Raw genomic sequence first — 13,229 nt, 5'->3', positions numbered from 1 at the left:
CCCCCCCGCCCGCGCCGGCCCCGCGGCTTTACCTCTCGCCCCCCTTCGGCCCCGCGCCCCCGCCCCCCTGGGCGGGGGCGGCTAAACCCAACCCCTCTCGGGGGTCCCATGCCGCCCCCGGGGCCAACCCCCAAACGCTTTCGGTTCAGCAACCGGTGAGCTACTCGGCCGCTTCGGTGGCGGCTTCGGCTTCGGCAGCCGGCGCTTCGGGGGCTTCCTCCGCTACCGGCGCGGGGGCGTTGGCGGCTAGCAAAGCGGCGGCTTTCTGGCGCTGGCCTTCGGCACGGGCTTCTTTCACCTTGGTTTCGGCGGCGAAAGCGGCTTTGCGGGCCTCTTCCTTGGCATCGACCAGGCCGGTGCGCTTGCCTTCGATTTTCGCGTCTTTCTCTTCTTTCCAGGCGTTGAAGCGCTCGTCGGCCACGTCCTGCGTAATAGCGCCTTTGTCAACGCCGAGCTGCAAGTGACGACGGTAGAGCACGCCGCGGTAGCTGAGCATGGCCCGGACGGTGTCGGTGGGCTGGGCACCGGTCATCATCCAGTAGAACGCGCGGTCGGCGTCGTACTTGATGGTGGCGGGGTTGGTGTTGGGGTTGTAGGTACCGAGCTTCTCGATGAAACGGCCGTCGCGCGGGGCGCGGGCGTCGGCTACTACGATGTCGTAAGTCGCGGCCTTTTTGCGGCCACGGCGGGCGAGGCGGATTTTAACTGCCATAAACCGGTGGGGTTGTGCGACGCAGCTCGTGCGTCTGGTGAAGGTTTCCCGAAATTGGGAGTGCAAAGGTAGCCTTCGTTCAGAGCATTAGCTAGCAAGCCATAAAAAAAGTCCCGGCGGTGAGGCCAAGACTTTTCATTCCTTACCCGGAAAATTACCTTACGCCGGCACGGCCACGCGCTTGGCCACTTTGCGCTTCAGCTTGATGACGCCCACTTTATCCAGCGTCCAGATAACCGAATAAGTAGGGTCAAGCTCCCACCACTTCACGCCAAAGTTGACGCGCATGGGCAGCTTGTGGTGGTTGTTTTGGAACAGCTCCCCGAAGGCCAGGAAGTCCAGGGCCAGGGTGTTGCGGGACTTGTCGTTGTTGTCGAAGTTCTGGTAGCCGTATTTGTGGCCGCCCCAGTTCACGATGGCGCCGTGGATGGGACCCATCAGGAAGTGGATGGGGAGCAGTAGGTACTGCCACCACGCGGTGGCGAAGTTGATGTAGAACAGCACGTAGGCCGTGCCCCAGCCGAGGCGCGAATACACCGTGCCGCCGAAATTCTCAATCAGTTTCCACTCCGGAATATCGCCCTCGAAGCGCTTGGCGCCCTCATGCACGTCCTTCACCACGTCGTTGTAAATTACCTTGGTCTTCCACATCATGTCGAACGCGTTGTTCGAAAAGTGCGGCGAGTGCGGGTCCAGGGCCGTGTCGGAGTAAGCGTGGTGCATCCGATGCAGCAGCGCGTAAGCCCGGGGCGAAAGGAAGCTGCTGCCCTGACAGATGTAGGTGAACAGGTAGAAGAACTTCTCCCAGAATTTATTCATCGTGAACATCTTGTGCGCCGCGTACCGGTGCAAGTAGAAGGTCTGCGTGAACAGCGACAGGTAATAGTGGGCAACAAAAAAGATGAGAATAGCCATGGAGCAGGAAAACGTGAACTGCCCGCGCAACCGCAGGTCAGCGTAGCTAAGCAAAAAGTAGGGGGTAAGGTTCAGAGGAGTTACGGCAAAATTACGGCCAGCGTGCGCGCTAGCAGGTAGTTGAGGTTGGAAGGCCAAAATGTTGCACGTTGGCCGCAAGCCGCGGCGGCCCTACTGCGGCACCTGGTAGTATTCCCGGGCGGCGTCCCAGTGCGGGGCGTCGGGCAGCGGGGCCACGAGGCACAAGGCTTCTTTCGTGACGGGGTGCTGCAATTGCAGCTGGCGGGCGTGCAGGGCAACGCTCACGTCGGGCAGGGGCGCGATGAAGCCGTACTTCACATCGCCCACGATGGGCGTGCCCAAGCCGGTGGCAATTTGGGTACGAATCTGGTGCGGGCGGCCCGTCACGGGGTTCACCTGCAGCAGGAAGCGGTTGCCGGCCATGCCCAACAGCTCGTAGTGCAGCTCGGAGCGCAGGCCCTGGGAGTGCTTCTCCGGGTAGGCTTTGGTAATGTTGCGCACGGTGTCTTTCACCAGCCAGTGCACCAGGCTGCCGCTTTCCGGCACGGGCGGCCGGCCGGTGAGGGCCCAGTACGTTTTGGTCATTAGCGAGTCGCGGAACATTTCGTTGAGGCGGCTCAGGGCCTTGCTGGTTTTGGCCAGCACCACCACGCCGCTCACGGGCCGGTCGAGGCGGTGGGCCACGCCCACGAAGGCCTCGCCGGGCTTTTTGTACTTGAAGCGCAGGTACTCGGCGGCTTTTTTGGAGAGGGGCTCGTCGCCGGTGGCGTCGCCCTGCACGAGCAGGCCGGCGGGCTTGTTGATGACGAGGAGGTGGTTGTCTTCGAACAGAATTTCTCTGCCTTCGGACCAGATGTTGGGACGATTCACGCGGCGAATGCGGGCGGGAGGTTGGAATGAAGCAGGAGCGGGCCAGGGCCCACTCGGGGGCTACCGCACGTCGTCAGACCACACTCACCGGGCGCTCCGCTCTTGCTTTTTAGTGGGGCGAAGATACGAAGCTGAACCGAAGCGAAACCGCGTCCGCTTAGCTCTGGGCCGGCGCCGGGGCGGGGTTGTACCAATCCACGTTGCGCGAGAGGAACATGACGGCCCCGAGCACCACCACCAGGCCCAGGCTGCCCACCAGCAGGGCGTAATCCTGCAACTGCAGCACCACGAACAGGAAGCCGTAGACCAGGGCCAGCACGCCCGCCGTGGCGCCGGTGAGGCGCCGCTGCCGGAAGCTGGCCGCCGCGTATGCCGTCACCAACCCCACCGTTACCAGCGCTGCAAGGCCGTACGCGGCATCGAACGGCATCTGCTCGGACAGGGCCAGCAGCAGCACGTAGAAAATGACCAGCGCCAGGCCCACCAGGATGTACTGAAAGGGGTGAATGCGCCGGCGGTTGAGCACTTCCACGAAAAAGAAGATGAGGAAGGTGAGCGTGAGGGGCAGCAGCGCGTACTTGGCGGCGCGCATGGTTTTTTGGTACTCGTTCACGGGTACGAGCAGGCGCACGCCAAAGGTGGAGGCGTCCACGCTGGGCCGGTCGCCGTCGGAGCGCCAGTGCTGGGGGTAGTTGCGGTTGAGGTGCAGCACCCGCCAGTCGGCCGCGAACTGCGCGGGCGTAACCGTGCGGCGGGCCGGCAGAAAAGCCCCGATGAAGCTCGGGTCGGCCCAGGGCGCGCTCAGGTGCAGGGTGGTTTGGCGGCCCAGCGGGGCCAGCAGCAGGCCGGTGCTGCCGTTCAGGTCGAGGTCGAAGGCGAAGGTGTGCCGGCGGGTCAGGGCGGTTTCGTCGGGCAGGGGCACCAGCACGTTGAGGCCGCTGGCGGCCGCGCCGGGGCTATCTCGCTCGGCGCCGTCCTGGTATTTGGAGTAGCGCTCCCGCTCGTTGACCACGGTGGCTACCTGGGTGGTGGCGGTGGGCGCGGAGCCAAAGGGCAGCACGTCGGCGCTGGGCACGCCGGGCTCGAAGCCGCGGGCCCGGCCGTCCCAGCGCAGGGCCAGGACGTTGCGGATGCCCTTCATGTCGGAGATGCCCACGGCCACGAAGGCTTCGGACCAGCGCACGGCCGCGGCCGGCACGCCCAGGTCGGCCAGCGGCGGGGCCTGAAAGCTGCCGCGCACGCGCAAGGCGGCCCGGTACACCACCGCCTCGTAGATGCCGCGGTGGCGGCGCTCGGGCGCCAGCGTGCCGGTGGTGGCCAGGGTGTCGGGCAGCAGGCTGAGGTAGCGCACCACCTCGCTCACGTTGCCTTTCTCGTCGGTGAGGCGGGCAGTGTAGGGCAGCACCAGCACGGGGCCCAGCACCAGTTGGGCCCCGCCCCATTGGCTGCTGATTTCGGCCGTGGCCGCGTCGCGGTTCTGGGCCCGCTCCGTAATCAGGCCCTCCACCATGCTCGACGGAATGAGCAAGAGCACGAGCAACAGGCCGATGCTGAGCAGTTTCAGGGTGACGGAAGCACTCATCCAGGCGTTGAGGCGGTCGTAAGCGGTGAGGGAGGCTTGCATATTACTTTTCAAGAAGTACTTTGAATTACAAAGTTAATAACAGCAACTCGTAAATCAGCGCAGCCACCCGAAAAATAAATTACCTATGATGGGTGCGGCAACAACGCGTTGCCGCGCTTCAGCCGCGGCCAGCGGGTCCGTACCACCGAGCTGCGCTTGGTCTCAGGTGAACAGTTCCAGCGAGAAACCAAGCGCCGCCTAGTGGTGCTGGTCCTCAGGAGCCATCCAACAATGGCGTCATGCAGAGCATGTGGCGTATCAAGCCACATGCTCTGCATGACGTTCCGTTTGCTTTGCTTGCCTGGTTGGGTAGGCTCTTAGTACCCTTCTTCCTTGCTCGGAAAGTCGCGGCTTTTTACGTCGGCCACGTAGTGCTGCACGGCTTCGGTCATGATGTCGTGCAGCTCGGCGTAGCGGCGCAGGAAGCGGGGCTTGAATTCCTTGGTGATGCCCAGCAGGTCGTGCACCACCAGCACCTGGCCGTCCACGTCGGGCCCGGCCCCGATGCCGATGACGGGAATGCTGAGTTCCTCGGCCACTTGCTTGGCCAGGGCGGCGGGGATTTTTTCGAGCACCACGCCGAAGCAGCCGATTTCCTGGAGCAAGCGGGCGTCTTCGAGCAGCTTCTGGGCCTCGGTGTCTTCCTTGGCGCGCACGCTGTAGGTGCCGAATTTGTAGATGCTCTGGGGCGTGAGGCCGAGGTGGCCCATCACCGGAATGCCGGCCGTGAGGATGCGGATGATGCTGTCCTTCACCTCGGCGCCGCCTTCGAGCTTCACGCCGTGGCCGCCGCTTTCCTTCATGATGCGAATGGCCGAGCGCAGCGCCTCCGACGAGTTGCCCTGGTACGAGCCAAACGGCATGTCGACCACCACAAAGGCGCGCTTCACGGCGCGCACCACGCCCTGGGCGTGGTAGATAATCTGGTCGAGGGTGATGGGCAGGGTGGTTTCGTGGCCGGCCATGACGTTGGAGGCCGAGTCGCCGACGAGCAGCACGTCGATGCCGGCGCCGTCCAGAATCTGGGCCATCGAAAAGTCGTAGGCCGTGAGCATGGAGATTTTCTCCCCCCGCTGCTTCATGGCCAGCATCTGGTGGGTGGTGACGAGCTTAATTTCCTTGTACTGGGACATGGGGGCGGGGATGGGAGTGCCGTTTGGCGGGGCAAAGCTGGTAACAATTTCGTTATCCGGCGGCGGCAGCCCAACAAAAAGCCCCTGGCCGTGGCGCAGGGGCTTCACCCGGAAAGAAAACAGCCCTAAACTCCGGCCTCTTCCAGGGCCGCATCGGGGGCGGATGCCAGGGGCGGGGGCTCGGCCGGGGCGGTCCGGGCCGGGTTTGCGTGGTCTTGCAGCCTGAGAAGGACGGGCAACTCGGCCGGGTCGGTCACGAGCACGACGGGGATGGGGGCCGCGCGGCCGGCCTGCAACGCGGCCGCCAGCGCCACGCCGTCGAGCGGGCCCCGCAACGGGCCGCTGAGCACCACGAAGTCGGGATGCAGCAGGCGGGCGGCTTTGAGGGCGGCGTCGCCCCGGGCTTCCACGGTCACCACTTCGTGCCCGGCCTCGTGGAGGTATTGCTCTAAGAGAGCCGCTTGCGGCGCGGAATCGGCAGCTACCAGCACGCGCAGAAAAGAGGGATTCATGTCGGTGGGAAGAGATAAGATTCCCAAAGAAACAGAATCGGAGTACCCGTTTGCTGGCGTTGCCGTCCAACCCAGTTAGGCACGCTGTCAATGAGGCCTAACTCTTTCTAAACGGCCCGGCTGGCTCCGGGGCTTACTGGTACGGAACCAGGCGGTTACGGTTCAGCTTCAGGTCCTGCAGCAGGCTGCTCTTGGCCGCGATGGTGAAGTTGTAGCCCCGGGTTATGCCGAAGGGAATCCAAAAGCCGGTGATTTGCCAGCAGTGCAGGTCGCGGGTGAAGGTGACGGTGGGATAAACGATGTTCTGGCTCGCAATGTCGTAGTTCAGGTTGCCGCTCAGCTTCAGGTTGGGCGTGAGGTTCACCGAGCCGTTGGCGCTCACGGTGTGTAACGCCAGCAGCGCCGGGCGGGGGTCGGTGGGGCGGCGGGGCGCCGAGTTGGTGTAGCCGGCCGCGTAGGTCATGGTCAGCTCCCAGGGAATGTCAAAATCCACGTAGTCGGCGTAAAAATTAGGCGGCCCGACCGTGCCCAGGGTGGGGTCGTTGCTGGGGGGTACGACCCGCGGCACCACGCTCTTGCGCTTGCCCGCGCTGGGGTTGAAGCTGTACGTAGTGCCGAGGCTGGCCGTGGTCAGGCGCAGCAGGCGGCGGTGGTCGGCCTCGAACAGGTAGTCGTCGATGAGCACGCCCCGGCTATCGCGCTGGTAGGGGTTGAATTGCGCATCGCCACTCAGCGTAAGCTTCTCCGATACCTGGGTGCTGTAGGCCACGTTAAGAGGCGAGAGCTTGAACGATGGCCGCGTGAAGTCGTAATTGATGTTGAAGTCCAGGTTGCGGATGATGTCCACCTTCTTGAAAGGATTAAGGCCGGTGCTGTCGTTGGGGTCGCGGACTTTAATTTCAAAGGCGTTTTGCAGCGTGAACGACAGCACGTTCTGCGCAGCTCCCCCGGGCGGGGCAAACAGCGCGCCGTTGAAGGGGTCGAAGGTGTTGCGGTTGAGGATTTCGTTGTCGGTAATGGGCCTACCAAATGGGTCGAGCAGGTCCTGCCCCAGCACCTCTTGCCCCAGTTGGTTGCGACTGGTGTAGTCCGGCGCAAAGCGGTAGGAAACGCTCGGCGTGACCTTGTGCCGCAGGGCCTGAAGCTTGCGCGTGCCCTTGCGCACCAGCGTGCCGTAGAACGCGGTGTTCAGGCTCACGCCCGCGGAGTAGCTGCCGGCGCGGTTGAAGCCGTAGCTCGTATCGATGCGCACGGCCTGGGCCACCGGACTGAACTTGTAATCCAGCTTGCGCGAGAACCACACCTCGTCGTAAGTCACGCTGGGAGTCAGCTTGAAGTTCCGGGCCACGGTGAAAGAGCCCAGCCCGATGCCGAAGTTGTGCTGCAAGCCGTTGCGCGAGTTTTGCAGCAGCCGGCCCACGTTGCCAAAGCTTACCGGAATCCGGGTTTCCTGGGTGGTGCCGCCCAGCAGGGGCAGGCCGTTGGTGAGAGAGCGGGCGGCCACCACGTTGCTGATTTCGTTGCGGGCCGTGAGGCCGTAGCTGAAGGTGAGCTGCTCGTAAAACGGGGCCAGCTTGCCGCCCGGCTCGATGCCCAGCCATTGGTAGGGGTACTGCCGGTCCAGGTTCACGGCCAGGCTGGGCAGGGTGAAGGTCATCGTGCCATTGGCCTGCTGCCCCTGGCTCTGGGCCTGGGCGAGCTGAATATTGTAGCCGACCGGGGAGTTGCGGATTTTCTTTGAGTAGCTGATGGTGGAGCTGAGCTGCGTGGCCAGGTAGCGGCGCGCATCGAAGCTATTGACGCGGTTGAAACTGTTGCTGCCGGCGCTCACCTGGGCCGAAAAGCTTCCGCCGCCGGGCTTGGTAACCGGCGTGTGGTTCCAGTTTATTTGGAACGAGTTGGCCGAGGGCGGGCGGATGTATTCCTGGCCGATGCCCGGCGGCGTGGCGGGGTTCAGGATGCGGTTGCTGGGCCGGGTTGAGAAGCGGAAGTTGAAATTGCCGTTGTAGGTGTACCTTTTTAGGTATTGAATGTCGGCCGTGCCGCCGAAGCCGCCCAGGTCCTGGGCGTTGCCAGCGTACACATCTCCGGTCAGGCGCACGCCGATGTAATCGTTCGGGGCGAAGTAGTAGCCGCCGTTGGTGAGGTAGTAGCCGCGGTCGGCGGCCTGCCCGAAGGTGGGGATGATGACGCCCGAGCCCCGGCTCTTGTTGGGCGTGGGAAAGAAGCCGAAAAGGAAGCCCAGCGGCGTGGGCACGTCGCCAATCACGAGGTTGAACGGCCCGGTCACCACCTTGTCGCCGGGAATCACCTTCATGTTCTTGGCCTGGATGTAGAAGTGGGGTTGTTCCAGGTTGCAGGTGGTGTAGCGCCCGGTCAGGCCGTTGATGTCGCCGTTGGGCAGCCGCTTGATGACGGCGGCGCTCACGAAGCCCTCGCCCTGCGTAGTCACGGCCTCGGTCACCTTGGCTTTCTTGCTCTTGAAATTGTAGGCAATGCTGCCGGCCGTGTACAGGCCGCCCTTGTCCTTGAGCACCGGCCGGCCCTCCAGCTTGTTGGTCAGGGAGTCGCGGCGGCCGTTGGCCGTCATGGTATTCGTGCCGTAGTTCACCGTGATGAGCGCGGCTTTCAAGTCCGTCTCGCCGTAGTTCACGCTGGCCTTGTTGTAGAGGCGGGCCACCTTCTGGGTCACCTCAAACTGGATGGAGTCCTTGGCCGAGTACTGAATGGTTGTTTCAATCTGGCCCCGGCGCCGGGCCGCCAACTGCAGCGAGTCGCTGGGGCCGCTCACGCCGCTCACCAGGCCAGCGGTGTCGGGGGGGGCGAGGCCGGGCTGCCGACTGGTGCCGCCGGGGGCCAGCGTGTCGGGCACGGGCTTGGTGGACGCGCCCGGGATGCGGGGCTGGCCGGTGTTGCGCACGCCGGGCGGGGGCGGCCCCACGGGGTCGCGCGGGTCGGGCGAGATGTTGCGCACCGGCGGGGTGGGGGCGCTGCCGGGGCGCTGGCCGGGCTTGGCGGGCGGCACGGCTTTGGGGGCCGGCGAAGCCCAGCAGCAAAACGAAGAAGAGCCCCCGCCGGCCGGGGTGGGCGCCGCGCCGGGCCGCGCGGGGCGGGCACCGCCGGTGCCCGGCTTCGGAACGAAGGCCAAACCAGAAAGGCAAGGTGTGGTAGCGGTTAATTCGGTTACTTTTGGGGCGTCTACAAAGGTAGCAGGTCGCTACCGCCCCTTCAACGAACAACGTGCGGATTATTGTCATCCTGGCCTGGGCCGCCCTACTGCTGGGCGCCGGCAGCGGCGAGTGGGAAGCGGAGGCCCAGACCCCGGCCGATTCGACCCGCCCCGCGCCCGATTCGGCCCGGTCGGCCCCCGGCTCGCCCTACCGCTACCGCTTGCGCACCGTGGTGCTCGACGCCGGCCACGGCGGCAAGGACCGGGGCTGCGCCGGCGCCAAAGCCCGCGAGGCCGACGTGGCCCTGGCCCTGGTGCTGGCCCTGGGCCGCCAGATTCAGGCCAACATGCCCGACGTGAAGGTGATTTATACCCGCAAAACCGACGTGTTTGTGGAGCTGGGCGAGCGCGCCGCCATTGCCAACCGCAACCACGCCGACCTGTTCATCTCCATTCACTGCAACGCCGGTCCGAGCCAGAGCCACGGCACCGAGGTCTGGACCATGGGCCTGCACAAAACCACCGCCAACCTGGGCGTGGCCCAGCGCGAAAACGCCGTTATTCTCCAGGAAAAGGACTACGAGACGCGCTACGGCGGCTTCGACCCCCGCTCGCCCCAGAGCCACATCCTGTTTTCGCTCTTCCAGTCGGCCTACATCACCAACAGCCTGCGCTTTGCTCAGCGCGTGGACCGGCAGCTGCGCACCGCCGTGAGCCGGCCCAGCCGCGGCGTGAAACAGGCCGGTTTCATCGTGCTCTGGAAGTCCACCATGCCGTCCGTGCTCATCGAATCCGGCTTCCTCACCAACCCCACCGAGGAGCGCTACCTCAACGACAAAGCCAACCAATCGTATATGGCCGCGGGCATCTACCGGGCCTTCCGCGAATACAAGCGGGAACTGGAGGGCGGCTCTTGAAATGATGAATGTTGAGGTTGGAGTTTTGAATGGTCCGTAACGGACCCAACTTTCAACTTTTAGCATTCAATACTTAATACTCAACACTCAATCCTACAGACCGTGTCCAAAGAAATAAAAGTAGCGCTCCTCGCCATCGTCGCCATTGCCGCGCTCGTTGTTGGCTTCAATTTCTTGCGGGGCAGCAACCTGCTTTCCTCCAGCAACACCTACTACGCCACCTACCCCGACGTGGACGGGCTCAACGTGGGGGCGGCCGTCATCCTCAACGGCATCAAGGTGGGGCAGGTGAAGCAGATGGAGCTTCAGCCCGAAAAAGGCAATTCCGTGCGCGCGTCGCTGGAGCTGGGCGAAACCATCGTCCTCGGCGATTCCACGGTGGCCAGCCTGGGCGGCTCGCTGCTCGGCTCCAAAACCATCACCCTGAGCCTGGGGCGCAACACCAAAACCTACTCTGGGGGCGAGGAGCTGAAAACCATTTCCGCCTCGGGCATTGCCGGGCTGGCCACGGCCCTGCAGGCCCGCGCCCTGCCCGTGCTTTCCAGCCTCGACTCGACCCTGCGTCACGTGAACAGCATTATCAACAAGGACGCCGAAACCAGCATTCAGGGCACGCTGCTCGGGGCCCGGGGCAGCACCGAAGCGCTGCAGCGCCTCATCGAGGGCAACCAGCGCAACATCAACCAAATTACCACCAACCTGGCCCAGATGAGCAGCGCGCTCAACAAAACCACCAGCAAGCTCGACCGCATTGCCGTGAACTTTGCCCAGCTGTCCGACTCGCTCAAGGACGCGCCCGTGGGCCCGGCCCTGCGCCGCCTCAACGCCACCATGGCCGATGCCCAGACCACCGTGCAGGGCCTCAACCGCGCCCTGAACGACGAGAAGGGCTCGATGGGCAAGCTGCTCAACGACACGCTGCTCTACACCAACCTCAACTCCACGGCCGCCAGTACCAACGACCTGCTGGTGGATTTTAAGGCCAACCCCAAGCGCTACGTGCACTTCTCGGTGTTTGGCGGCGGCAAGGGCAAGGACAAAACCAAGGTGGAAACCACCAAAGCCCCCAACGGCAGCGTGAGCACCGAAGTGAAGCAGGTGGAAAGCACGCCGGCGGTGAAGTAGCGGCGTACCACCGAGCTGCACCGTCACCGGAGGGGTTGCGCCGGGGAGTCGGCCCACCGGCCTTGGCGCGGGATTCCTCCGGTGGCCGCACCGCTTGGAGGGACGGCCTTACCTTTGAAATCCGCCCCCGGGCGGATTTTTTTGCGCCATCCCCTTTCCCAATCCCACCCCCATTTTCTATGAACGTCGAGTTCAACCGCAACGAAGACCACCTCAAGCAACTTAGCTTCAAGCTCCAGCAAAAATTTCAGCAAGTAGCCCTCGGCGGGGGCGAGAAACGCATTGCCGCCCACAAGGCCAAGGGCAAGCTCACCGCCCGCGAGCGGATAGCCTACTTGCTGGACCAGGGCGCGGCCACGGTCGAAATCGGGGCGTTTGCCGGCGAAGGGATGTACCCGGAGGAGGGCGGCTGCCCCGGCGGTGGCGTGGTGGTGGTCATCGGCTACGTGCAGGGCCGGCAAGTGGTGGTGGTGGCCAACGACGCCACCGTGAAGGCTGGCGCGTGGTTTCCAATTACGGCCAAAAAGAACCTGCGGGCTCAGGAAATCAGCATCGAGAACAAGCTGCCCATCATCTACCTCGTCGATTCGGCCGGCGTGTACCTGCCCATGCAGGACGAGATTTTCCCCGACAAGGAGCATTTCGGCCGCATCTTCCGCAACAACGCGGTGATGTCTTCTATGGGCATCGTGCAGATTTCGGCCATCATGGGCCCCTGCGTGGCCGGGGGCGCCTATTTGCCCATCATGAGCGACGAGGCCCTGATTGTGAACGGCACGGGCTCGGTGTTCCTGGCCGGCTCCTACCTGGTGAAGTCGGCCATCGGCGAAACCATTGATAACGAGGCGCTGGGCGGCGCGGCCATGCACTCCGAAGTGTCGGGCGTGACCGACTACAAATTCGACACCGACGAGGAGTGCCTGACCCACATCCGCAACATCTTCGACAAGCTCGGCGCCCAGCCCACGGCCGGTTTCAGCCGCGCCGCGCCGGCCCAGCCCAAGCTGAACGAGCAGGAACTGTACGGCGTGCTGCCCGCGGACCGGGCGAAGCCCTACGACACGATGGAAATCATCAACCGCCTGGTCGACAACTCGGAGTTTGAGCCCTACAAGGACCTCTACGGCCAGACGCTCATCTGCGGGCTGGCGCGCATCGACGGCTGGGCCGTGGGCATCGTGGCCAACCAGCGCAAAATCGTGAAGAGCAAGAAAACCGGCATGCAGATGGGCGGCGTCATCTACTCCGACTCGGCCGACAAAGCTGCCCGCTTCATCATGAACTGCAACCAGAAGCGCATCCCGCTGGTGTTTCTGCACGACGTGTCGGGCTTCATGGTGGGCTCGGCCTCCGAGCAGGGCGGCATCATTAAGGACGGCGCCAAAATGGTGAATGCCATGAGCAATTCGGTGGTGCCCAAGTTCACGGTCATCGTCGGCAACAGCTACGGGGCCGGCAACTACGCCATGTGCGGCAAGGCCTACGACCCGCGCCTCATCGTGGCCTGGCCCACCGCCCAACTGGCCGTAATGAGCGGAGCCGCCGCCGCCAACACGCTCCTCCAAATCCAGGTAGCCTCGCTCAAAGCCAAGGGCGAAGTCATCACCCCCGAAGCCGAAAAGGCGCTACTCGACCGCATCAAGGCCCGATACGAGGAGCAGCTCTCGCCCTACTACGCCGCCGCCCGCCTTTGGGTCGATGCCGTAATTGACCCGCTGGAAACGCGCAAGGTGCTTTCGGAGGGGATTGCGGCGGCCAACCATGCGCCGATTGAGAAGGCGTATAATGTGGGGGTGATTCAGGTGTGAGAAAATGATACAGCACAGAGAGTGGATAATCTGATAAATAAAGCCAGTACACATGCTACAAATTGATAAGCATTTATTCCATAAAAACCTGTTGCTGACGCAGCAATACTGCGGGCTTCAATTAGCAAATACGGAGAAGAATAATGCTTCCATTTTGAGAAGCATCAACCCAAATTCTAGTGGGATACCTGCTTTTAGCTTCAAACTCATAAATGGTTACCTTCCTCATTTAGACACGTATAAATTCTTTATGGAATGGGTAGTAGACCCACTCACTGATTACCCTAGGCTGTACGGACAATTACCTTTGCTTTCGTGAACGCCTTAGACGAAATTAGTGACCGGACGTGGTCGTTGTTGGCCCCGCACTTGGCGGGCAAAGCCGGTGACGTGGGCCGCACGGCGGGCGACAACCGCTTGTTT

General features: G+C 63.4%; 10 protein-coding genes. 3 read left to right on the top strand and 7 right to left on the bottom strand.

From position 1 onward, the window contains the following. Window positions 1-160: 160 nt before the first annotated feature. The 7 genes from RMO51_RS15500 to RMO51_RS15470 form a co-directional block, all read right to left on the bottom strand. Window positions 161-712, bottom strand: a complete 552-nt coding sequence (locus RMO51_RS15500; RefSeq protein WP_310396092.1) for a 30S ribosomal protein S16 — start codon at window positions 710-712, stop codon at window positions 161-163. Between the two features lie 159 nt (window positions 713-871). After that, window positions 872-1,627 carry an acyl-CoA desaturase gene (locus RMO51_RS15495; protein WP_310396097.1) on the bottom strand — a complete coding sequence of 252 codons (756 nt, stop codon included), beginning with the start codon at window positions 1,625-1,627 and terminating at the stop codon, window positions 872-874. Between the two features lie 171 nt (window positions 1,628-1,798). Next, window positions 1,799-2,518 (bottom strand): RluA family pseudouridine synthase, encoded by a 720-nt coding sequence (locus RMO51_RS15490; protein WP_310396089.1) that lies wholly within the window; start codon window positions 2,516-2,518, stop codon window positions 1,799-1,801. Between the two features lie 157 nt (window positions 2,519-2,675). Then, window positions 2,676-4,142 (bottom strand): cell envelope integrity protein CreD, encoded by a 1,467-nt coding sequence (gene creD, locus RMO51_RS15485; RefSeq protein ID WP_310396087.1) that lies wholly within the window; start codon window positions 4,140-4,142, stop codon window positions 2,676-2,678. 317 nt (window positions 4,143-4,459) lie between these two features. Further along, window positions 4,460-5,275 (bottom strand): 3-methyl-2-oxobutanoate hydroxymethyltransferase, encoded by an 816-nt coding sequence (gene panB, locus RMO51_RS15480; protein ID WP_310396083.1) that lies wholly within the window; start codon window positions 5,273-5,275, stop codon window positions 4,460-4,462. 125 nt (window positions 5,276-5,400) lie between these two features. Next, window positions 5,401-5,787: a response regulator gene (locus tag RMO51_RS15475; RefSeq protein WP_310396080.1), complete on the bottom strand. Its 387-nt coding sequence runs from the start codon at window positions 5,785-5,787 to the stop codon at window positions 5,401-5,403. Window positions 5,788-5,920: 133 nt separating this feature from the next. Beyond that, complete coding sequence (locus tag RMO51_RS15470) at window positions 5,921-8,935, bottom strand: putative LPS assembly protein LptD (protein WP_310396079.1); 3,015 nt, start codon at window positions 8,933-8,935, stop codon at window positions 5,921-5,923. Window positions 8,936-9,177: 242 nt separating this feature from the next. Between RMO51_RS15470 and RMO51_RS15465 the strand changes: the two genes are divergently transcribed. The 3 genes from RMO51_RS15465 (at window position 9,178) to RMO51_RS15455 (ending at window position 12,806) form a co-directional block, all read left to right on the top strand. Beyond that, window positions 9,178-9,873, top strand: a complete 696-nt coding sequence (locus RMO51_RS15465) for an N-acetylmuramoyl-L-alanine amidase (RefSeq protein ID WP_310396094.1) — start codon at window positions 9,178-9,180, stop codon at window positions 9,871-9,873. 102 nt (window positions 9,874-9,975) lie between these two features. Beyond that, window positions 9,976-10,998 carry an MlaD family protein gene (locus RMO51_RS15460; RefSeq protein ID WP_310396078.1) on the top strand — a complete coding sequence of 341 codons (1,023 nt, stop codon included), beginning with the start codon at window positions 9,976-9,978 and terminating at the stop codon, window positions 10,996-10,998. A 179-nt stretch (window positions 10,999-11,177) separates the two neighbouring features. Beyond that, window positions 11,178-12,806 carry an acyl-CoA carboxylase subunit beta gene (locus RMO51_RS15455; protein WP_310396075.1) on the top strand — a complete coding sequence of 543 codons (1,629 nt, stop codon included), beginning with the start codon at window positions 11,178-11,180 and terminating at the stop codon, window positions 12,804-12,806. Window positions 12,807-13,229: the final 423 nt, after the last annotated feature.

It is taken from the genome of Hymenobacter sp. (assembly GCF_031398885.1).
In the GTDB taxonomy this organism is placed as follows: domain Bacteria; phylum Bacteroidota; class Bacteroidia; order Cytophagales; family Hymenobacteraceae; genus Hymenobacter.
Note: the sequence above shows the minus strand (reverse complement) of the source record. Positions and strands in the feature narration are given on the sequence as shown.